Below are 21,509 nucleotides of genomic sequence, written 5' to 3'. Positions count from 1 at the left end.
TCCTCATCAAGTTACTTGTTTAGGAGTCAGATAATGTACCAATTCATCCAACGATTGAATCTCGTCATCTGGTTTTATATCAGAATCATTTTCCACTCCATTTGGATTGAACCATATCCCCTTGAGACCTGCACCCTGAGGCCCTTTAACATCCTTCTCCAGATTATCCCCGACGAATAATGCGTCTTCCGGCTGTACTTGAAGCTTATTCAGCGTGTATTCGAATATGCGCGGATCCGGTTTCTCCAGCGCCACTTCCTCGGAAATCACAATGACATTAAAATATTCTTGTAAACTGGTATTCATGATTTTCGCTTTTTGTCTATGTATCGTGCCGTTTGTGATGATGGCTACCTTCATATGCTCCTGGATGTCTTTCAACAGATCGAGGGTATGCTCACTGATTGAAAAACATTGTGGAAAGTGATGATTCCAGAAGTCTTGAATCTGTGTTAACCGGTACAACGGTGGAAATTCATTATAAAACGACTCAATGACAGCTGTTTTATCACTAATGCCATAGGATTTCTTGTCGTACTCCTTGAACTTCCGAAGCATTTCCGCTTTCAACGTTTCCTCCACATTCCCATAACACTCTTCCAATAAAATAATAAATAGGTTATCCACTGCCTGATTTCGATCGAGTAAGGTATCGTCTAAATCAAATAGCATGGCTTTGTATTCCTTCATACGTCATCACACCTTTCTTACTACCAATTATTTCAAATTAGATTCATTTACTCAAGATAAATTTCCCCAGAAAAAGGGCTCACCCTCGTTTGGGTAAGCCCTTCGTCACATTATGCTTCTACATATATCCCTAAACGATCTCCATCCAGATCGACGGTCTTCATGCTTTCTCGTTTCTCAAACGTTAGGTTCTTGATCAAGAGACTGCCCTGCAGTAAACCTTCAAATTGATCCACAACCTCTTTCATCGATTCATCCACATCCAACACCAAATGCACTCGCTGTTCCACCGGCAGATTCAACTCTTTACGGTATTGCTGAACGGCACGGACCAGCTCCCGGGCTTTCCCTTCTTTTCGCAGATCTTCTGTGATGGTTGTATCGAGGAATACGCTGAACTGAGCGTTTGATGCCATCTCAAACCCTTGATGGGTCTTTTGATGAACGATCAGGTCATCCTTCTCAACCGAAACCTTTTCCCCGTTTGGAGATTCAAATTCAACATACCCTTGTTCCACAGCCTTCTTCGCTTCTTCGGAAGATAACGTTTGTAAATGCTTCTGAGCGACACCCACGAGTTTACCGAGTTTCGGACCGGCAGTCGGGAAATTCAGCTTCACTTCATACTGTACAGAATCTCCTGCGGTGTCCTGTAGTTGAACGTTCTTCACGTTGATTTCCTCTTTGATGATGTATTCATATTTCCGTAGAGGTTCTGTATCTTGTTTGGCCCCAACCACCGTCAGCTCGGATAGTGGCTGCTTCGTTTTGATGCTTGTCATATTCCGGGCGGACCGGGCAAGCTCGACAACTTGTAACACATGGTCCATTTCAAGTTCAAGGACTCGGTTGACCTCCTCATGTTCAGCTTTCGGGAAATCAGCCAGATGCACACTTTCACCCGTCAGGTTCATATGGATATCTTCTGCGATGAATGGCGTGAAAGGTGCAAGCAGCCGGCTAACACTGACCAATACCCGATGTAACGTGTGATACGCCGCCAATTTATCTTCATTCAATCCTTCACTCCAGAAGCGTTCACGGGACCTCCGGATATACCAGTTACTCACCTGATCCACCAGGATGGATAACTCTCTTGCTCCTGCCGTAAAGTCATACCCATCTAAATGTTCCGTGACAAGTCTGGTCACCGAATTCAATCGTGATACCACCCACTGATCAAGCAGGGAAGGCGTTCCGGCTTCGTGCTTTTCAGGATCGAATCCATCGATCACCGCATACAGGGTGTAAAAGGAGTGAACGTTATTCAGTGTGTCTACAAGCTTCGATTTTGCCTGGCTGACGACGTTTTCCGAGAAGCGTTTATTATTCCAGGGAGCGCTGTCTGCGAGCAAAGCCCATCTGAGGGCATCGGCTCCGAATTTCTCCACGAGTTCCATTGGATTCATGACATTCCCTTTACTCTTGGACATCTTCCGTCCGTCTTCATCGAGGATATGCCCAAGTGATAAGACACGCTTATAAGGAGCTTTGCCGGTAAAGAGAGAGGATACCGTCAACAAGCTGTAGAACCATCCCCTCGTCTGGTCCACTCCTTCCGCGATCACATCCGCTGGAAATTGCTGCTGGAATAACTCTTTATTTTCAAATGGATAATGATACTGGGCAAACGGCATCGAGCCGCTGTCGAACCAGACATCGATCACTTCTTTCGTCCTTTTCATTTCATGTGAGCAGGACGGACATTCCACGGTCACTTCGTCGACATACGGTTTATGAAGCTCGAGGTTGTCATCCCACCCGCTTTTCGCATGCTCTTTCAGCTCGGCAACGCTCCCCGGGACGAACTGATGGTCACAATCCCCGCACACCCAGACGTTCAGAGGCGTTCCCCAGTAGCGGTTCCTTCCCAGGTTCCAATCGACCATATTGTCGAGGAACTTCCCGAAGCGGCCCTCTTTCATGTGATCCGGGTACCACTCGACGGATTGGTTGTTCTTGATGATCGTGTCTTTTATAGCCGTTGTCTTGATGAACCACCCTTCCATCGCGTAGTAGATGAGCGGTGAGTCACAGCGCCAGCAGTGCGGATAGCTATGTTCATATTTTTCTTTTGAGAAAAGAAGGTTACAGTCTGCCAGCATCTTGATGATCTTCACATCACTGTCCTTAGTGAATCCCCCTTGGAGAGGCTTGAAATCACTGGTGTAACAGCCTTTTTCATCGACGATATTCACAAAATCCAATCCGCTTTCTTGGATGGCATTATAGTCATCTTCCCCGTGAGCGGGAGCCAGATGAACGATACCGGTTCCGCTGTCGTCTGTTACAAACCCTGCCGAAATGACTTCATGGCCGCGCTCAAGCGTAAGATTGTCGAAAGGCGGCTGATACGAAACGCCAACAAATTCGCGTCCTTTATGCTCACTGACCACTTCAACTTCTTCTCCCAACACCTCGTTCACAAGGTTTTTCGCAAGGATAAACGTCTCTTCTCCACGTCTCGCTTTCACGTAATCCACATCTTCATGGACGGCAAGTGCCACATTTGACGGAAGCGTCCACGGTGTCGTCGTCCAACCTAGAAAGTACTCATCCTCTTTTCCTACCACTTTGAATTTGGCCGTTGCGGAAAGATCTTTTACATCTTTATATCCTTGAGCTACCTCATGGGAGCTGAGGGACGTTTGGCAGCTCGGGCAGTAAGGGACGACCCGGTGTCCCTGATAGAGCAACCCTTTCTTATGGATGTTCGAAAGGATGTGCCAGACGCTTTCGATATAGTCATTTTCAAGGGTCACATAAGGATCATCCATATCCACCCAGTATCCGATGGCTTCGGTGAACGTACGCCACTGCCTCTCATAATCGAACACACTCTTTTTACATTCATCAATGAATTTCTCTACGCCGTATTCCTCGATTTCCTGTTTACCTGAGACGCCGATTTTCTTTTCGACGCCCAGTTCCACAGGGAGGCCATGGGTATCCCAGCCTGCCTTTCGTTTCACTTGATATCCACGCATCGTTTGATACCTGGCGACGAAATCTTTGATTACACGTCCGAGAACATGCCCGGCATGCGGAAGACCATTGGCTGTCGGGGGACCTTCGTAGAAGACGAATGTCTTTTCCCCTTCACGATTTGCCACTGATTTTTCAAAAATATGATTCGAATGCCAGTAATCCTGGATCCGCTGCTCCCTTTCGACCGACTTTTCGTTTACATTTACCTTCTCCATGTCATCACACCTTCTTTTATATAAATAAAAAAACCCGCCCCTAACCTAAGTTAGGGACGAGTTTATAACCCGCGATACCACCCTGATTCTGTCCGCAAACTGGATTTCAAGTTTACTTTAACAGCGCTCATGCAACGTACAATCATACGCGTTCCTTGTAACGGCGGAAACCCGTCAAAGCTTAAAGTACCTTCAGCTTTGCTTCTCGGAGAGGATATTCAATATGATCTGAACGTTGACTTCCACCGAATTGCCAACTCTCTGTAGAACAGACTTCATACCTACTCGTTCTCGTCATGGAATGTAAGTGTTATGTTACAAATAATCTATACGATACAGGTTAATTTTGTCAATACTTTATTTTATTTTGGGCTGTAAGTGATCCATTTATTCACTATTCTTTACTAACGAATCACATTATGTATATAATAAAGATAGTTAAGTACACTAAAAAAGGAGCCTGACGGCAATCAGGACTCCTCCACAACATAAACTGCATGGAATGTGCAGCGGCTCACTTAGAGTCAATCGAAACAGAAGTAATCATCAATGATCCTCATGAGCGGTGGGGACGATGGTTACTTCTTTTTTTGTGTAACCGCGACAATTGCTACAATCAATGTTCCAAAGGCAATCATGATTTGTAATACATCTCCTACAGCAATCACTAGCGTATCACCTCCCTTCACTTGGGAGTGTGAGCCGCTACCCCATCTTCCGTATTATGTTGTGTACTTCCATTATATCATAGGCAAACGTGCGTTTACTCCCTTCCGAATGGACCAGTCTGAAAATTTGGAGGGGGTATACTTCATACATTCTTAGAAGAATAATTTATTGTGAATCTCAGCGTACAGGCATGATTTTATAGAGAAATTCAATCTAAATTGCCTCTCATTGAGCCCCAGGAAACATTTTTAGTTCTAAAGTAATGGTAAAATATACTCCGTTCACTGAGAATGGATCGATCTCCTTCAAGGAGAGAAAATGAAATATAATCTCGGCGATATTGTAGAATATGAAGATGAGTTGTACACCATATTCTGGATCTATGATTCTGAATATGTAGAATTGAGTTCGGAAGACAAGCAATGTGTGTTGGCGAAAGCGGAAGAAATCAGGTTGATTAAAGCGAAGTGAAAATGATTTAAAAAGCACTATTTACGGAGGTCATCCATCTCAGTGTACGATCATAACCCGTCCGGCAGAGAACTGGGTTCGGACGGACTGTATTCATATGTTCTATAAAACAGGTCTGACTCTCAGTATGAAAGTCAGACCTGTTTATTTACAGGAGACACTCCAACGAAAAGATAGAAAGGACTTTTCTACCGTTGGCGTTTTATCATTTTTTATACAAGACTGTTTGGCTTGATGAAAAGAGTATTCATTTGATAGAACACAGATCAACATCATACTTAACGCTATTGCAGTCACGAATGTTTTTTTCACCCGAAACCACCTCAATTACTTCTCATTTGGCTCTCCGTACTTCACCAGGACATGCCACAAAAGCTTTAATTCCTGCAGTACGTCTTCATATGTTCCCCAGTCTTTCCAGTCTCCCGGATTCTTCTTCACATCAAGGGCCGCCAACCCGATTGTGTGCGCATCAATCTTATTTTTTTGAGAAATCCTCCTGGCCAAAGAAGGCATGGATGGCCCTCTGAAATCAGAAGGGACATCATCCACATGAAGGTTAAAACCCATATGCCATTGAAGTTCGATGGTATACTTGGAACACATTTGTTCCAGTGTTTTACCGACTGTTTTATCCTTATAAGATGGATCGGCAACAAGTACTTCTACATCTTTTTCCAATGAAATCGGCCCATGAATCTGGGATTCGATATAATGATTGAGATTTCGATGGGCCACTCGTTCCTTCCTGCCATGCTCAAGATCTTTCAATACGTGCTGAATAAACCTCGTCGGTGTCAGATCCTTCTCTCCCAATGCAAAATCTCTTAAAAACATTTCTTCCAAAAGCGCAGCCATAATCATATCAAATTCTTGATATGTTCCCTTCTCATGAGGGTTTTGATGAGAGTCCAGGTATGTGAAGGTAGAACGGGATGAGACGTCAGGGGATAGCAGAAAATAGCATGAGCCGAACCGTGGGGAAGGTCCGTCCGGATGTAACATCAGGTTCAATGCCCCGTACTTTGGCCGTTCACTCATCAACGTACCTTCCGATTGATAGGCTCCCCCAAACATATTCTCCTCCCACAGATCGCGGTCACCACCTGAATTAGGGGACACTTTCCCATTCGATATGAATGTTTCGAACTGACTTTTATATTCCCCGTGTTCCAGGAGTGATTCTGCCACAATCTTGGTTCCGGACACAGGTCGATCCGGATGAAAATGTAGACCGATCTGTGCGTATGTTTTCATATGGTGAACGACCTGATCAAACACTTCAGCTGAAATATTGGACATGTGCAGGACATGCTGGATGGTAGACCTCGCTTCCGCTCTATGCTTTAAGGCAAAGGCGGTAAAATAATCGATTGCCTGACGCTGTGACGGTTTTAATCCCATAAAAATCCGACTCTCCTAACCGTATGACTCCAACCCATTATTTCTCCCAAAGCTCGATCAGTCTGCCTTCAGGATCTTTAATCCAAATAAACTGACCGAATTCACTGACCTCTTTTTCTTTTACAAGGGGTACTCCGATTTGATTCAGATGCTCGATGGTTTCATTAAGATCGTGTACTTGGAAATTCAACATAACCTGCTGTTCTGTCGGGAAGTATGGGTCATCTTCCTTAAAGAAAGAAAAGATCGTTTCATTTTCTGGATCAGGTTTAATAATGGTCCCATTCCAGCCTTCTATCCCAAGCTTTAACACTTCGCTGTACCACTTCTTTATCTCATCCAGATTTTTGGTTCTCCAGAAGATTCCTCCGAAACCTTTGATCATGATATGTTCTCTCCTATTCTATTTTTCATTTAATAACTAAACGTATATTCCGATTTGATGACGCCACTGGAATATGATTTCACGTTCAATAACTTCAGGTTTACACTCGGCTCTTCGCTTCCGAATAATGGAGTGCCCTTCCCGACTAGGATGGGATTGACCTTTAGGACTAAGCGGTCTAAGAGTTGGTGTTCGAGCAACGTCCCAGCCAGCTCCCCACCGCCGCAGAGCCAGATTTTGCCCTTTTCTTGCTGCTTTAGTTTCTGAATAAATGGGACGGCATCTTCTTTTATGAGTTCTACTTCTTCGTTAGAGTCAAATTGAAGGGACTTTGAAAATATGTAATGCTTGATTCCCTTATAGCCGGGTTCACCAGGCTTTGCCCCTAGCAGGAATCCGAACTCATATGTTTTCCTGCCCATTAATACGGCATCATAGTCCTTCAAGTCTTCCATGAAATCGGCTACATGATCGCCATCAAATAGAAAAAGAGAGCGTTCGATATCCCCGTCTATCAATGCTTGATCTGCGATAAAATGGTCTAGAGAGACGGCCACATGATAAATCAGTTCGCCCATTTTTCTTTCCTCCCATCATAAATCGTTTACTTAGAACACCTGACGCAATTCTACCTCGCCTTCCCCATACCCTTGAGGATCGGGCACGCGCATGTCCCACTCGATGGCTTCTTCCCTCGACTTAACATCGATGAGGAAGAACCCTGCCACTAACCCGTCAACTTCAAAAGGTCCTTCGGTTACAACCGGCTCTGCCCCTGGATCCGGATATGAAACGCGGATACCGTTTGAGCTTGGATGAAGTCCCTTCGCCGTCACCCGGACGCCTGCTGAAACCAATTCCTCATTGTAGGTGGACATGGCCTCCATAAGCTCAGGACTTGGTAGATTTCCAGCTTCCGAGTTTTTTGAGGCTTTGACGATCATCATAAACAGCATAAATACTTCCTCCTTCCGGTTATCTTCACTTCAGAATACACGGCTTTCCATCCTCATCAAATGCTTGCTTTAAGTCAAACGCATAAGCAGTAGCTTTATGTTCAATATAATAATCGTATCTATTGGAAGCTTCCTTCCATGAGACATCCTTCACCTTCTCTGTCCACCAGACTACATACGAAGAATGCTTCCCATCTTCAGGCTCCATCCATTTGTTCCGGTTCCGCAGTGCCTGACTGTGCTTCCCCGCATATGTAAAGCGATATAAGGATTGCAGGTTTTTCCATACCGTTAGTGTCAGGACCGGGTATCCCTTACCTTCCACTTCTACAGGTAAAGTGACTCCATCTGATGAAAACTCTTCAATAAGATGTCCTGATAAAGTAGCCTGACGCATCACTTTATATCCCATTTCATAAAACTCACGAGATACCGGGTGGTCATAAGGATGAATTAACCTTCCAACCGTATAAATTGAAACAAATGCCATACACATCTCTCCAATTACAGTCTTTACTCCGTTAAATTCATGTAAAATACCATACTAAAGGTATTCCATTTCAATCAAGATTCTTCCTCCATTCAGCGAAAAATACTATGAAACATTAACAATTCACCACAATACAACCAAAAGCACACATAAAAGTCCGTGGCTACTATCTGAAATACCAAACTCTCTAGCATTCATTTCGATGAATAGAGAATACGATCGTTTCATCGATTGACCCACTTTTCACCAAGACCACTTTCTATTTGTACTAATTCCGTATTTGAGAATTTGTCTGCCAAGAACGGCTTCTTTTGACTTCTAAGAAAAGGTATTTGAAAAATCATCATTGGAAACAACACAATATGAAAAAAAATTCTCTTTACAATTTGGTTCATGGTAAGGTTTTGATCTTTTTTCAGTGAAATCACTTTTATTTTCAATAGTTTATGACCAGGGGTTTGTGTAAAAATGTTGATGAATAAAATATAGTAGGCTATAACGAAGCACAAAGTAGATAGTAGCTTTACTGGTGTAGAAATTCCAAGATGATCGAGTATGGAATATAAACAAAACAGTGGAATCAAATCGATTCCACTCGACAACAACTTCCTTATCAGACCTGCCCTAATAAAAGTATCATCATGATGATGAAACGTCCTGATAGATTCCAACTCATATTCCGATCGAATCTGAAGACGGAGAAAATATACCATGATCAACAAAATGATGAAACTGAAGATAATATCCAAATGACAACCCTCCTTCAAATATCCAGCTTTTCTTCTATGCCTCTATTAGGCAGTCCTTTCATCACCAACTAATCCCGCTCCTTTGGCCACGATCCTTGTTGTTTGCGTAAGAGTACAATTTGCCCTATATGGTAAGCATTGTGCAAAACTTGACGGGCCAGAATCCCAACGAGCTCCTCTTGAATTTGACTCTCATCAACTTTTGATAATGATTTATGCACATTTTCACAAATCAGATGTGTTTCTGCAAGGACTTCTTTCCAATTCTCTGAATCTGCACTGTCCCCTGTATCTCCAAAGGTGTTCTCCTCAAGGATTGACTTCCATATAGGATCTGCTGGTCTACCGATATCTCCAAATGAAGTTTTTTTATGAGATACCCGTTTTCCAGACCTTAAATCATTGACCTGCCTAACGAGTAGAGAGTTGTAATAATTAAGATGGTTCACCGTTTGCCAAATGCTATTCCCTCCCCCCGGAGGTTGCCAGCTTGCATCTAGGGAACTTAAACCTTCAAGGGCCGGTTCCAGGGGTAAAAACCATGCCTCCGTGTTCCAGCAAAAATCAAATTCCATGCGAAAAGTATCCATCAGTCCCAGTTTCATGTGCTTTTTCACCTCTGGTTAAGATTATACAAATAGCTTACATCGCGACCCTTTGTAGTCATTTGCTCACCAAACAACATCATAATTCTGAACATTCAGTTTTTATTATCCATTAATTTCTATTATTAATCAACAGACTCTTGATTCACCATAGCCGATTCATAGTACGGATCGGTTCATGATTATTCTGTTGCCCCTATCCTAACTGGCGTTTAAAAATCTTACTGGCAATTAAATAAGCGAAGCCCATGATACCAACGCACCAGGCAAGGGAAATCCAAATCTCACTGCCGACCGTCCCACCATATAAAAGGGCACGAATCGCATTCACGATCGAAGTCACGGGCTGATTTTCAGCAAACACACGCACAATGGTTGGCATCGTTTCCGTTGGAACAAAGGCCGAGCTGATAAACGGCAGGAAAATCAATGGGTATGAATAAGCCGTCGCCCCTTCCATCGAGTCTGCAGTCAATCCCGGAATAACCGCAAGCCATGTCAGGGCCAGCGTAAACAATACCAGTACCCCGATGACCGCGAGCCACTCCAACATATCAGCACCTGAACGAAATCCCATCAACAGCGCAACGAGAATGACCACAATGACGGCAAGCAGATTTGATACAAGGGAAGTCAGTACGTGTGCCCATAATATCGAGGAGCGCTTGATCGGCATCGTACTAAAACGCGCCATCAGCCCGCTCTTCACATCCGTAAAGAGCCGGTGCGAGGTATAAGCGACACCTGACGCAATCGTAATGAGCAAAATTCCGGGTAACAGGTAATTCACGTAGCTGTCCGTCCCTGTCTCGATGGCACCGCCAAATACATAAACGAACAACAATAGCATCATAATCGGAGTAACGGCAACCGTGATGATCGTATCAGGACTCCGTAATATACCGCGCATCAAGCGTCCAAATAATACCCCTGTGTTACTGTTCATTTTCATTTCCTCCTTTTTTGCCAATGAACGCGAGGAAGATTTCCTCTAGCGTCGGCTGCTTCTCGATATACTCCACTTCAGCAGGCGGGAACATTTCCTTCAGTTCAGTAAGAGTACCTGTCGTAATGATTTTCCCTCCATGGAGGATGGCGATACGGTCCGCCAGCTGTTCCGCTTCCTCCAGGTACTGGGTTGTCAGCAAGATGGTCGTTCCGCCAACAGCTAGCTCCTTGACGGTTTCCCAGACTTCCATCCGGGCTTCCGGGTCCAGCCCTGTCGTGGGCTCATCAAGGAAGATGACTGGAGGCGCCCCAATCAAGCTCATAGCGATATCAAGCCGGCGCTTCATCCCGCCTGAATACGTATCCGCTCGTCTATGGGCCGCGTCCGTTAGACTGAATCGCGTTAAGAGATCATCTGCGATTCGAGACGGATTGGACACTCCCCGTAACTTCGCCATCATGATCAAATTTTCCCTCCCTGTCTGGATACCGTCCAGTGCAGCAAACTGTCCCGTCAAACTGATGCTCCGGCGAACCTGACCCGGTTGATGCTGAACATCAAAGCTGCAAACACTCCCATTCCCGCCATCCGCCTTCAGCAGTGTCGAAAGTATATTGACGATCGTTGTCTTACCCGCCCCATTTGAACCGAGAAGCGCGAATATCTCTCCGCGCTGCACCTCAAAATCCACACCCTTTAAGACTTCCTTATCTTTGAAGGATTTTGTTAATCCTTTTACTGAAATCGCTGCCTGACCCATGTTTTTTTCCTCCCTTAATTTTAAAAGCTACTTAGTGTTACTGGTAATCAGTATCACTTACTACTATGGTAAAAAAACAACTGAATAGTGTCGGTTCAGCATGTATCACCCGCCATTCAGTCGATATCACTTAATGGATTCACTTTTTTCCACGACCGATCGTATCGTTCAACTTCGCCCGGTGCTTGTCACTCCACTTTTCCGAGTCTTTCACCAGTTCATCACAGAAAGCGGCTACGTCTTCACCCGTTAGATCAGTGACTTCCCTGCCTTCTGCCGCCCCTTCCTCGAACAGATCCAAAATGCCATTGAAAACCCGGCTCGTATCTTTCCAGTCGGTAAGACCTCCGGCTGTCCACATATATTTCTGGATCGCCTTATAGGCATTGAGGTACTCACTTGGCAATGTCTTCGCACGGGCTTCCATCGCTCTCCATTCACGCTTGTCGGCAAAACTTCCGGTAATCTTTTCAATAAATTTCATCTTATCCTCTCCTTATGATTTCTTTTGTTTTGAGTTCGTTCATCTTGCTTGAAAGAAATTCCCATTTACCCCAGAAGATCTTGAGTTTTTCCTGCCCCGCTTCATTCAGGGTGTAAAATTTCCGTGGCGGGCCAACACTTGATTTTTTCTTTTCGATATTCACCAGATTGTTTTTCTCAAGACGCATGGTAATGGTGTACACCGTACCTTCCACTACATCCGTGAAACCAAGTTCTCTCAGCTGCTGCGTGATTTCATAGCCATACGTTTCACCACGGCTGATGATCTCAAGGACACAGCCTTCAAGAACCCCTTTCAGCATTTCTGTTAAGTTTTCCAAACATTCACCCCCTCTATTTCAGCTCTGTACTCAGTAATACTAACTACCACTATATAGTATGACGAAGTAGTGATTTTGTCAACCCAATTTATAAAAGCTGAAGATGGAATATGATATCTTCAGCTTTTTGTCGTGTGTATGTAAGGTTAATTTGGTATACTTTGGTGCTTTTCATAGCGAGTAGGATCCATCCGTTGATTCTTACCACCTGAAATTTTTATTGAAAAGACTCTGCCATTTGAATCATCTGTGTTTTACTCACTTCTTTTGGGGTTAGTTTGGCATAATAGATTACTTCATAGTACATGTCATCTTTCCAGGTAAGGACTCTTCTACCTGAGTCATTCGGGATGAATTCTCCATAAAAATCATGACCGATTTTCACTCTTTTGATTTTATCTTTTGCATATTGTGGTTTTGATGAAGTCACCCGGATATCGATCATATTTTTATCAGCATTCAATAACGACATTTCCGCTTCCTGTTGATCTTTTCCAACTAAAAATTCGGTCACCTTCATTTCAGTAAATGGAACCTGTGTTGGCGTCTTGAATTCAAATGACATTTGGCTTGCCTTTGGAGTGTAATGTAGATCGTACATCCTGCCACGGAGCTCTGACCAGACAAATAGTATAATCAGAATGGAAGTAAATAATAGTACAAAGAATATCACTTTCGGTTTCGTTACGTTTATTCCTACCCTGTTAATCATTGTACCCATGTTTACTTTTTGAAGAGGAAAACAGCCTCCAATTCCCCTCCGAAATGACTTCAACGTCTCCATCGACCACTTTAATGGCAGTCTCATCATCGATTGCATACGCCGGACCCTTCATGCTTTCAGCCCATCTCTCTGCATCAGCCATTGTGTTTTCCGGCAGCATCTCGTGATCCAGATGCGGGAAGATTGAAAAATCAACCATCCCAAGCGCTGCATCCCCGCCGTTCGGAGGATTCCAGCCAACAAAGTCTTCTCCGACGGCAGGCGCCATCACCATACTCCCTGCACTCATTCCCACATAGACTGCATCAAGCGACGGCAAAAGATCTGCAAGTCCGGATTGTCGCATCCAATGAGCCAAGTAGAGAGCGTCACCGCCGGATACAAGAAAGACATCTGTTTCCTTTACAAGCGGGACCCACCTGTCTCGATTAATGCTTGGCAGCGCTGTAAGCTCCAGCACGCCGACAGACTTCCATCCCAGGTCCACCATGGGATTCTCTGAATTTCCGCTGATGAACTCCCATGTTCTGACGCCGGGACCGACCCATGGGTGTCCGTACATAGCGGTGGGGATGCACAGGGCTGTGGAATCGGCGATGGGCTTGTCGAGCATCGTACCCAGCGCTTCTTGAATGCTTTTGTTATTGACGCCTGCGGATGTGAGTAGTAGTTTCATGATTTCATCTCCTTAGTGTAGTCATACGCTTAAATCTATCAGATCTGTTATTTTGGGTGTTCCTTTTCCAGAGCTACTGTTTCTATAAAGGAGTTCAACAAAAAAGGACGTTTATCCTTCTTGGGTGAACGGCTGTGTTTATTTACAATCACTGTTTTTCAGATTTGAACTGCTGTCAGTTGAACATAAATTGTCTAGCATAATCAGATTAAGCTCCAGAGCTGATAAATAGACGGAGAAATTCCGCTTAATTAATCATTAATTTTAAATAAGGCTGAAATAGCAGGAGAAATTCCGACTATTGACTCACAAATACAAAATAATGGTTATTTCCCTGTTCTTAAGCGGAAATCCTCCGCTTATTTATCCCCAAAACAAGTTCCGTTTTGAATGTAACCGGAAAATCTCCGCTTATTTTATTTTGGTGGTTCTTCGATATAGGGCAAGACATCTTATTTTAAAGATCTTGCGAGAAATATGATAATAATTTTGAAGTGTCGTATTTTCTTAATTCGTAAACGTACCACGGGGACAGGTCCCTTTGAATTTACCTATTCATCTTGTCCCAGTAGATTTTTTATAAAAGATGAATGAACATCATCAAACAAATGACGGGAATCAATGAGACCCCCAAATAGAAGAAACCAATCATTTTTCTTCCTTGTTTATATCTCATGATCCCGAAATTGACAATCATGCAAATCATGATGACCACATTAACCAGATTCAATTGTCCTAAATGTTCTCCACCACGTCCTTGAAGTAGAAAAAGAATGAACACCGTAATCGACAGGACGATCAAGAGCGAGTGAAAATATAAACCTGATTTTGTAAAATTAGCTTTGAACATGGAACACCTCACTCATGAAATATTTTCCAAACATTCATATTCATTATTTCAAAAACCTTCACTCCGAGCAATGCTCAATTGCCTTCTCCTTTTTCCCATAATAAAAAGACCCAAGAGAGATCCCCCCTCCTGAGTCCATTATTCAATCACTTAAACAAATCCATCAACAGCTCCCAAAATCCTTTTTCCTTCTTCGGTTCTGCTTTCTTCTCTTTCTTTTCTTCCTTCTCGATGCTTTCTGTTTTGATTACGAATTGCACGGAGGAGACTTTTTCGTTTTTGGACGAAACGAAGGATACAGGTTTGAAATCGGATTTGTCGTATTCGGCCATCATCTTGTTGATTTCTTCCTGCATCTTGTCAGGAAGGTTTTTCGTTTCTTCATGCAACGCGCTTGTTCCGTCTTGTAGGTCTGCGACCCCGCCTTTCAACTGGTTGGTTCCGCCGGCCAGTCCAGTTATCCCCTCATGAAGTTTCGCGTATGAAGAGGATAGTTGCCCCACGCCTTCTGTGTACTTGACCAACCCTGAGTGGAACTCTCCGTAGTTAGCTGACAGTTCACCAAGTCCTTTTTGGAGCTTAGAAAGCCCGCTCATATCCATTTCCTTCAAGGAGGCAGACAGATTAGTTGAAATGGAAGTCAGCTGACCGCTCATGTCATTCACAGAACCACTCACCTGATTCAAGGTCGGCCCGACTGCGGCAAAGGCTTCCTTGACGCTTGCATAAGTCCCCTTCACTTTTTGCGCCGCTTTGTGGGACGCCACGAGTTTATCCACTACCTTTGGATCGGCCCCGCTTTGGTATAGCGCAGTAATCTCTGCTTCTGTCAGGTTGTTGGCGGGAATCTCAGCTATCGCTCCATCCAGGGCACGGTAGGCTTGAGCGTAATTCGCCTGCAGATTGGATAATCCACTTGCAGCTTGGGTCAGGCCGTCTGCCAGCTGGTTGAGGCCACCCGGCAATTCATTCAGTGCGGACAGATCCATGTCAGCAGGATTTGCCGACAGTGACTGATTGATGGTCCGCAGTGCTTCGCCGATGGAGTTTGAGGCCCCGACGATTTGAGACGAAGAACCATTCACTTCACTGATGCCGTTTTTATACTGAGCTGAACCGTCACGAAGCTCCGCAGCACCGCTGTTCAATCGGGAGACGCCGGTTTTCAGGTCGGTCACACCGGTATTTAACTTCCCTATGGCGTTGGATAGCTCAGCCATGTCATCGGTCATATTATCCGTCCCTGTCGTATCAATGGGAAGGGTGGACGGGACAGCGGCGATTTGGACGCCCTTGAATTCAAAGTCCTTCACATCCGCTTCCACGCTCATCTTCTTCTCTTTTCCAGGCATGACCGTGAAGGTGATCTGCTTATCCTTCCCGGCACTTGCCACCATTCCGTCGACTGCCTCGATGTTTTCATACGTATTCGGCAGATTCAGGGAAACCTGAAGCAGATAGTTTTCATAGAAGACAGTCCTTGCACGTTGATTTTCTGCAGTATCGATGGTGATCTCGAGGTGCCCGCTTTTTCCAGCAAGCTCGGATGGATCGATTTTCTTCCCATCCAGGCTGTAGGCAACCCTCACATCCCACGGCAGTTCGGTCTCTTCCTTCATATTTCCTTGATACGTGAACTTTCCTTCATGAGCATCCATTTCCACCTTCTGCCCCTCTTGTTCAAGCTTTTTCAAATCAGTGAGATTCTTGACGCTGCTGAAATCTCCGTAATCGAGAATCTTTCCTGCATTCGTGACTTCAAACGTGTTCACGACATAGATATCATTCAAGTCACCACCGGCATCAAGGGTCGCGTAGACGACTTCATCTTTCGAAGCCACCTTTCCATCCGTTGCCGCCTGAGCGGGTACAGCCAGAAATGAAGGCAGTAACAGCATCAATGCAAGTGCACTATAGGTGAATGTTTTTCTTCTCATCATCATTTCTCCTCATAAAAGTTTGCTTTGATCGTTGTTTTCTTGATCCATTTATCAAACACTAATAATAGCGCCGGGAGGACAAGGAGGACCATGATGAAGGCTAATAGTGCCCCTCTTCCCATCAATAAACCGATGGATCCCACAATCGGATTGGATGAGGTGATCCATAAGATGAATCCGACACTCGATAGGATCGCAGCCGATATCGAGATTGAGAACGTCTTTTCATCCAATGTCCGTATCATCGCTGCTTTAGCAGGCATTCCCTTACGATAATGGGTGTAGGCCTCGGTGAATAAGATACCATAATCCACCGTCGCCGCCAGCTGCACCGTACTGATGATCAAATATCCGACGAACACGAGTGAGGTATTCGTAAAATACGGGATCGACAGATTGATCCAGACCGCCGCTTCAATCGTGATCAGAAGTACAATCGGAATAGATATTGACCTGAAGCTGAATAGCAGTACCAGGGCAATCGTCACGACCGTCAGCACATTCACGACGATATTGTCTTTGTTGACGGTGTTTTTGATATCATACAGTGTCACACTTTCCCCGAGTGCCAATGCTTTGTCACCGTAATAATCACTTGCCGTTTTCTCTACCTTTTCCACGATGGAAAAAGGAGCGTCGCCTTCCGTCCCTTGATTCGTGTTGATGACAATGCGGCTGTAGTTCTCCGAGTAAAATTCGTCCGTGATCGATTTGTCGAGGTACTCCGGCGGGATCTCTGCCCCTACCTGATTGACATACGCCATGACCCCCGTCACATAGTCAAGGGACTCGATGTCCTCCACAAGCTTCTCTTCCTTTGCCATATCCCCTTTAGGGACAAGCAGGACGATCGGCGTCGTTTCACCGAACGCCTCCTCGACTTTCTTGAAATCACTTCCGACACGGGTGTTTTCCGGCTGCTCCCCGGTTCCGTAAATGAAGGATGTATTTGTTTGTCCCAGGAAGGCCGGAACAAGAATGACCAATACGAAGATCAGGCTTGGAATTTTCAGTTTCAATACTTTGTTCCCGATACCGTTGAAGCTCGGAACAAAATTCTTGTGCTTCGTCTTATCCATCCATTTATAGAGGATAAGTGTCAGGGCAGGCAGGAATACCATCACGCTGATGAAGCTCAGTAAGATTCCCTTCACAAGGTTCAGCCCAAGATCCGACCCGATTTGAAACTTCATGAATGTCAAGGCGATGAATCCGAAGAACGTCGTCGCCGCACTTGCCGTGATCGCCGGGAATGATTTCTTCATGGCAAGCTTCATCGCTTCTTCGGGATCATCGGTCTCCTTCCGGTAATCAGAGAAGCTGTGAAGCAGGAATACCGCATAATCCAGTGACACTGCGAGCTGCAGGATCGGCGCCACCGACTGGGTGACGAAGGAGACTTCCCCGAGGAAGATATTCGTTCCAAGATTGATAAGGACCGAGACCCCAATCGCCGTCAGGAAAAACAGCGGTTCGATCCAGGATGTCGTCGAAACGACCAGAATCAGAATGATGAGGGGGACGAGGAGCATCCCGGCATACATTGATTCACTTCCCGCCATTTTCTGAGAACTCGCCGTATTGGCCGCCTCACCGGCAATCGCACCATCTTCACCGATCAGCTTATAAATCTCATCCGTGATGCGCACCTCATCACCGGTCCGGACGCTGATAGAAAACAAGGCGTTCCGGTCTTTATAGTAAATCTCCACCGTTTCCTGATCCGCCACTTCCAACGGCGTCTTCAGGTCGACCATATCATCGAGCCACATCACATCCGTTACCCCGTCAATGGCTTCGAGCTTTTCTTTATAGGACATAGCCTCCTGTATGGACACATCCGTCACCATGACCCTTGTATCCGGGACCGCCCCGGTAAACTCCCTTTCCATGATATCCAACGCCTGTGTCGACTGGGCATCATCCGGGAGATAATCGACCATATTATAATTGACCTTCACAAAAAACTGCGCCACTGTTGACAAAACCGTCGCCAGAATAAACGCAATCAATACCGCTTTTTTATGCTTTATGATCCAGGAAGCAATCTTTATCATCACGTAACCTCTCTTGTCTCTTTCACTTTTTCACCTTATCATTATAATAAACACGGTGTTGGATATTCAACGGACAGTTGTGTAGCGTTTGTTCAATACGCAACACTTATTGCCGGTGTGTTGGATAACTTACGCAGGAAAGGAGATTCACGTATTTGAGCACGAAAATGGACCGACGAAAAAAATACACACGGATGGTGTTGAAGGAAAGCCTGCTGAAACTCTTAAAAAAGCAGTCGATCTCAAGCATTACCATCAAAGACATCTGCGAGACGGCAGACATCAACCGATCCACCTATTATGCCCACTATGCCAATCAGTACGAACTGCTGGAAGAAATCGAAGAAGAATTCATCGCAGATCTGACGGAGACTTTGGGTCAATACAACTTTTCCAAAGAAGAAGAAGCTCTGCAGATGACAGAGAAGCTATTCGAATACCTTGCAGAAAAACGAGACATTTGCGAAACACTCCTAAGTGAGAACACAGATATGTATTTTCTGAAAAAAGGGATGGTCATCACGCATGAATTCATTTTCAAAAACTGGCGCACCGATGACCGGATCGATCAGGAAACCTATGACTATATCAACATGTTCATGGTGAGCGGAAGTATCCATGTGATAAAAAACTGGTTGGAAAACGGGATGGATAAGTCGCCCGGTGAGATGGCGGGCATCTTGCACCGGTTCATCAACCGGGGGTTGTCGGGGGTAAAATGAAGGAGCCTGTACGAAAACAGGCTCCTCATTTATACTCGTATCAAGACTTTCCCTTCATACTTACGACTTTCAATTAAATCGTGAGCCTGTGCAGCCTCACTCAAATCGAAGATCTTCGCAATAGGGAGTTTGACTTTTCCCGATGCGAATAAGTCGATGACCTGCTCTGCTGCGGGAGCCAACATGTCCGGTCGATGTTTCCTTGTCGTCCCCAGGCTGAACCCCTTTACATTTCGGCAGGAAGAATGAACATCGCTCGTTTTGAAGTGACCCGCACTGCCGCTGCTGTTGCCGAATTGAACGAGGGTTCCGTAAAGTGCCAGACAGTCCAGGCTTGCCGTCGTGACTTCACCAGCAACCGAATCGAAAATGACCTGTGCCCCTTTGCCGTCCGTCTGCTGTAATATTTCCTCTGAAAACGTATCGTATTTACAAACGCGATCTGCGCCCATTCTCTTGACATAGTCCTCTTTGTTCAAGTTGCCCACGGTTGCAATCACGTTCTCAACTCCGGCAAGCTTCGCCAATTGAACGAGCATGGAACCGACTCCACCCGCTCCGCTATGGACAACGATGGTATCACTTTTTTTCACCTGACCGATTTCATGCAGGAGGATATAAGACAGGATCGATACTGTCGGCATGGCAGCCGCTTGCTCGAAGCATAGGCTTTCTGGAATCTTGAATGTCAGATGTTTATGAGCTTTCACGTACTCCGCATATGAACCGCCTATCGGAAAAGCGATGACACGGTCTCCGACTTCAAATCCAGAAGATTCCCCTGCTTCCACAATGGTCCCCGCTGCATCGAGACCAAGTGTGAATGGGAATTTCCCTTTCCCTTTGTTGCCTTTCCTTGATTTAATGTCGGCATAGTTCACACTTGTTAAAGCGGTTCTGATCAGGACTTCCTCTTCATTTAACGTTGGAGTCTCCACTTCTGCCAATTGCAGTACATGGGAATCCCCAAATTCATGTTGAATCACTGCTTTCATCTCAACACCCCTTCTCCACGGTCTCCTTTATATTCTAATGTAAAAGTCTGGTACCCGTATAATAGAAAAACCGAAAGAGCAGCCATAATTTGCGCTTATGTTGACAAGCTATTCTTCACTATGATAATTTGTATATGCAAATGAAAGGGTGTTGAACGATGAACCAAGAAGAAGACGTTCTGATTCACTGCTTATACTTCACGGCAAGCCGTTTTTCCCGCAGCATCACCAAGCTTGCAGAAAAACACCTGGATGCCGGGGGACTTGCTCCATCTTACTTTTATATGATCATGGTCATTCACTTCAAGCCGGGGATCACGCAGAAAGAGCTGTGCCAGAAGCTGGCCATTGCCCCTTCCACCAGTACACGTTTCATCGATAAACTGGAAAAGCGGAACATCGTTGTTCGGAAAATGTCAGGTAAACAAACCTTTATCTCTTTAACGGATGAAGGAGAAGAATTGTACCGTGAATTTCGTGTGTCGATCAAAGAAATGTTCCAGGATTATTCCGAGACGCTTGGGAAGGATTTCAGCCTGGATTTAAGCCGGATGTTGCATGAAGCCAGTTTGAAGCTTGAAAAAGAGTGAGGTAGTTGCGCTCTTTTTTTACCCACTCATTTGCACATACAAATATTAATCATTGGAGGAATTCATTATGGATAAAACGATTGTCATTATCGGCGCCGGTAAAGGGATCAGCTATGAGGCAGCGAAGAATTTTGGACTGAAAGGATACAAGGTGGCACTCGTTTCACGGACGCTTGCCTCACTCCAAAAGCTTGAGAGCGATTTGGCATCACAGGGTATCACAGCCAAAGGGTTCCAAGGAGATGTTTCATCCACATCTTCCATGAAGGACGCCCTATCTGAAGTCAGAGCAGAATTCGGGGATGAAATCGAGGTTCTTCTGTACAACGCCGCGTCCATCAAGCCCGCTCAACCAACGACCATCCGCCCGGAAGATTTCATCTATGATTTTAAAGTGAACGTAGCCGGGGCCCTTTCCGCTGTTCAGGAAGTCCTTCCTTTCATGGAAAAAGAAACAGGATCAATACTATTGACAGGTGGTGGTTTAGCCCTGCATCCAAGTGCTGATGTAGCCTCTCTTTCAGTCGGGAAAGCAGGACTCAGGAACCTGGCTCACAGCCTTCACCAGGAATTGACCCCAAAAGGAATCTATGTCGGGACTTTGACCATTAACGGTTTTATTCAGGAAGACTCTTATTTTTCAGGAAATAAGATTGCTGAAGCATTGTTCAAGATGCATGAGGATAAAGGGGATGTTGAGGTTGTGTACGAAGAGGCGTGACACATCGTTTTCAAAGATGGTTTAAGAGGAAGGAGCCACATTAAAGAAAGCCTTTGGGGTGGCTCCTATTTTGTATATT

The 21,509-nt window shown here is 45.0% G+C and carries 24 protein-coding genes and 1 other annotated feature; of the genes, 4 read left to right on the top strand and 20 right to left on the bottom strand.

Annotation, left to right across the window (positions count from 1 at the left end):
- Positions 1–6: 6 nt before the first annotated feature.
- The 3 genes from KYJ26_RS06760 to KYJ26_RS23915 all read right to left on the bottom strand — a co-directional run bounded on the left by KYJ26_RS06760 (position 7) and on the right by KYJ26_RS23915 (position 4,561).
- On the bottom strand, positions 7–690 hold the full coding sequence (locus tag KYJ26_RS06760) for an HAD family hydrolase (protein WP_219166526.1): 684 nt from the start codon (positions 688–690) through the stop codon (positions 7–9).
- A gap of 110 nt (positions 691–800) precedes the next feature.
- The gene (ileS, locus tag KYJ26_RS06755; RefSeq protein ID WP_219166525.1) at positions 801–3,893 is read right to left on the bottom strand and encodes an isoleucine--tRNA ligase; all 3,093 of its coding nucleotides are present in this window, start codon (positions 3,891–3,893) and stop codon (positions 801–803) included.
- 49 nt (positions 3,894–3,942) lie between these two features.
- Positions 3,943–4,200, bottom strand: a binding site (T-box leader).
- A 271-nt stretch (positions 4,201–4,471) separates the two neighbouring features.
- A complete protein-coding gene (locus KYJ26_RS23915) occupies positions 4,472–4,561 on the bottom strand; it encodes a putative holin-like toxin (RefSeq protein ID WP_219927342.1) in 90 nt (29 codons plus the stop codon).
- 319 nt (positions 4,562–4,880) lie between these two features.
- On the opposite strand from KYJ26_RS23915, the gene KYJ26_RS06745 reads away from it, so the two are divergent.
- A complete protein-coding gene (locus KYJ26_RS06745) occupies positions 4,881–5,033 on the top strand; it encodes a hypothetical protein (protein ID WP_219166523.1) in 153 nt (50 codons plus the stop codon).
- Positions 5,034–5,360: 327 nt separating this feature from the next.
- On the opposite strand, the gene KYJ26_RS06740 is transcribed toward KYJ26_RS06745, so the two are convergent.
- The 16 genes from KYJ26_RS06740 to KYJ26_RS06665 form a co-directional block, all read right to left on the bottom strand.
- Positions 5,361–6,437 carry a DUF3626 domain-containing protein gene (locus tag KYJ26_RS06740; protein ID WP_219166522.1) on the bottom strand — a complete coding sequence of 359 codons (1,077 nt, stop codon included), beginning with the start codon at positions 6,435–6,437 and terminating at the stop codon, positions 5,361–5,363.
- A 37-nt stretch (positions 6,438–6,474) separates the two neighbouring features.
- Positions 6,475–6,822 carry a VOC family protein gene (locus KYJ26_RS06735; protein WP_219166521.1) on the bottom strand — a complete coding sequence of 116 codons (348 nt, stop codon included), beginning with the start codon at positions 6,820–6,822 and terminating at the stop codon, positions 6,475–6,477.
- Between the two features lie 29 nt (positions 6,823–6,851).
- A complete protein-coding gene (locus KYJ26_RS06730; protein ID WP_219166520.1) occupies positions 6,852–7,400 on the bottom strand; it encodes a dihydrofolate reductase family protein in 549 nt (182 codons plus the stop codon).
- Positions 7,401–7,430: 30 nt separating this feature from the next.
- Positions 7,431–7,778, bottom strand: coding sequence for a YciI family protein (locus tag KYJ26_RS06725; RefSeq protein ID WP_219166519.1), 348 nt, complete (start codon positions 7,776–7,778; stop codon positions 7,431–7,433).
- 25 nt (positions 7,779–7,803) lie between these two features.
- A complete protein-coding gene (locus KYJ26_RS06720) occupies positions 7,804–8,268 on the bottom strand; it encodes a DUF3291 domain-containing protein (protein ID WP_219166518.1) in 465 nt (154 codons plus the stop codon).
- A gap of 224 nt (positions 8,269–8,492) precedes the next feature.
- On the bottom strand, positions 8,493–9,017 hold the full coding sequence (locus KYJ26_RS06715) for an RDD family protein (RefSeq protein WP_219166517.1): 525 nt from the start codon (positions 9,015–9,017) through the stop codon (positions 8,493–8,495).
- A gap of 68 nt (positions 9,018–9,085) precedes the next feature.
- Positions 9,086–9,622 carry a DinB family protein gene (locus tag KYJ26_RS06710; protein WP_219166516.1) on the bottom strand — a complete coding sequence of 179 codons (537 nt, stop codon included), beginning with the start codon at positions 9,620–9,622 and terminating at the stop codon, positions 9,086–9,088.
- 196 nt (positions 9,623–9,818) lie between these two features.
- Positions 9,819–10,568, bottom strand: coding sequence for an ABC transporter permease (locus tag KYJ26_RS06705; protein ID WP_219166515.1), 750 nt, complete (start codon positions 10,566–10,568; stop codon positions 9,819–9,821).
- Positions 10,558–11,331 (bottom strand): ABC transporter ATP-binding protein, encoded by a 774-nt coding sequence (locus KYJ26_RS06700; protein ID WP_219166514.1) that lies wholly within the window; start codon positions 11,329–11,331, stop codon positions 10,558–10,560. The genes KYJ26_RS06705 and KYJ26_RS06700 overlap by 11 nt, the downstream gene beginning before the upstream one ends.
- A gap of 139 nt (positions 11,332–11,470) precedes the next feature.
- The gene (locus KYJ26_RS06695; protein ID WP_219166513.1) at positions 11,471–11,815 is read right to left on the bottom strand and encodes a DUF1048 domain-containing protein; all 345 of its coding nucleotides are present in this window, start codon (positions 11,813–11,815) and stop codon (positions 11,471–11,473) included.
- A 1-nt stretch (position 11,816) separates the two neighbouring features.
- Positions 11,817–12,155 (bottom strand): PadR family transcriptional regulator, encoded by a 339-nt coding sequence (locus KYJ26_RS06690; protein WP_219166512.1) that lies wholly within the window; start codon positions 12,153–12,155, stop codon positions 11,817–11,819.
- Between the two features lie 217 nt (positions 12,156–12,372).
- The gene (locus tag KYJ26_RS06685; RefSeq protein ID WP_219166511.1) at positions 12,373–12,876 is read right to left on the bottom strand and encodes a hypothetical protein; all 504 of its coding nucleotides are present in this window, start codon (positions 12,874–12,876) and stop codon (positions 12,373–12,375) included.
- Positions 12,860–13,555: a Type 1 glutamine amidotransferase-like domain-containing protein gene (locus KYJ26_RS06680; protein WP_219166510.1), complete on the bottom strand. Its 696-nt coding sequence runs from the start codon at positions 13,553–13,555 to the stop codon at positions 12,860–12,862. Before KYJ26_RS06680 ends, KYJ26_RS06685 begins: the two co-directional genes overlap by 17 nt.
- A gap of 577 nt (positions 13,556–14,132) precedes the next feature.
- Positions 14,133–14,405, bottom strand: a complete 273-nt coding sequence (locus tag KYJ26_RS06675; RefSeq protein WP_219166509.1) for a hypothetical protein — start codon at positions 14,403–14,405, stop codon at positions 14,133–14,135.
- 146 nt (positions 14,406–14,551) lie between these two features.
- Positions 14,552–16,342, bottom strand: a complete 1,791-nt coding sequence (locus KYJ26_RS06670; RefSeq protein ID WP_257474912.1) for a YhgE/Pip domain-containing protein — start codon at positions 16,340–16,342, stop codon at positions 14,552–14,554.
- 2 nt (positions 16,343–16,344) lie between these two features.
- Positions 16,345–18,402, bottom strand: a complete 2,058-nt coding sequence (locus tag KYJ26_RS06665) for an efflux RND transporter permease subunit (RefSeq protein WP_219166507.1) — start codon at positions 18,400–18,402, stop codon at positions 16,345–16,347.
- 155 nt (positions 18,403–18,557) lie between these two features.
- Between KYJ26_RS06665 and KYJ26_RS06660 the strand changes: the two genes are divergently transcribed.
- The gene (locus tag KYJ26_RS06660) at positions 18,558–19,124 is read left to right on the top strand and encodes a TetR-like C-terminal domain-containing protein (RefSeq protein ID WP_219166506.1); all 567 of its coding nucleotides are present in this window, start codon (positions 18,558–18,560) and stop codon (positions 19,122–19,124) included.
- A 29-nt stretch (positions 19,125–19,153) separates the two neighbouring features.
- On the opposite strand, the gene KYJ26_RS06655 is transcribed toward KYJ26_RS06660, so the two are convergent.
- Positions 19,154–20,119, bottom strand: coding sequence for a quinone oxidoreductase family protein (locus KYJ26_RS06655; protein ID WP_219166505.1), 966 nt, complete (start codon positions 20,117–20,119; stop codon positions 19,154–19,156).
- Positions 20,120–20,277: 158 nt separating this feature from the next.
- On the opposite strand from KYJ26_RS06655, the gene KYJ26_RS06650 reads away from it, so the two are divergent.
- Together KYJ26_RS06650 and KYJ26_RS06645 are read left to right on the top strand one after the other, a co-directional pair.
- Positions 20,278–20,709: a MarR family winged helix-turn-helix transcriptional regulator gene (locus KYJ26_RS06650; RefSeq protein WP_219166504.1), complete on the top strand. Its 432-nt coding sequence runs from the start codon at positions 20,278–20,280 to the stop codon at positions 20,707–20,709.
- Positions 20,710–20,776: 67 nt separating this feature from the next.
- Positions 20,777–21,430 (top strand): SDR family NAD(P)-dependent oxidoreductase, encoded by a 654-nt coding sequence (locus KYJ26_RS06645; RefSeq protein ID WP_257474911.1) that lies wholly within the window; start codon positions 20,777–20,779, stop codon positions 21,428–21,430.
- Positions 21,431–21,509 lie beyond the last annotated feature (79 nt).

The organism is Rossellomorea orangium, from assembly GCF_019334305.1.
GTDB lineage: Bacteria > Bacillota > Bacilli > Bacillales > Bacillaceae_B > Rossellomorea.
This window is presented reverse-complemented; position numbering and strand designations above follow the sequence as displayed.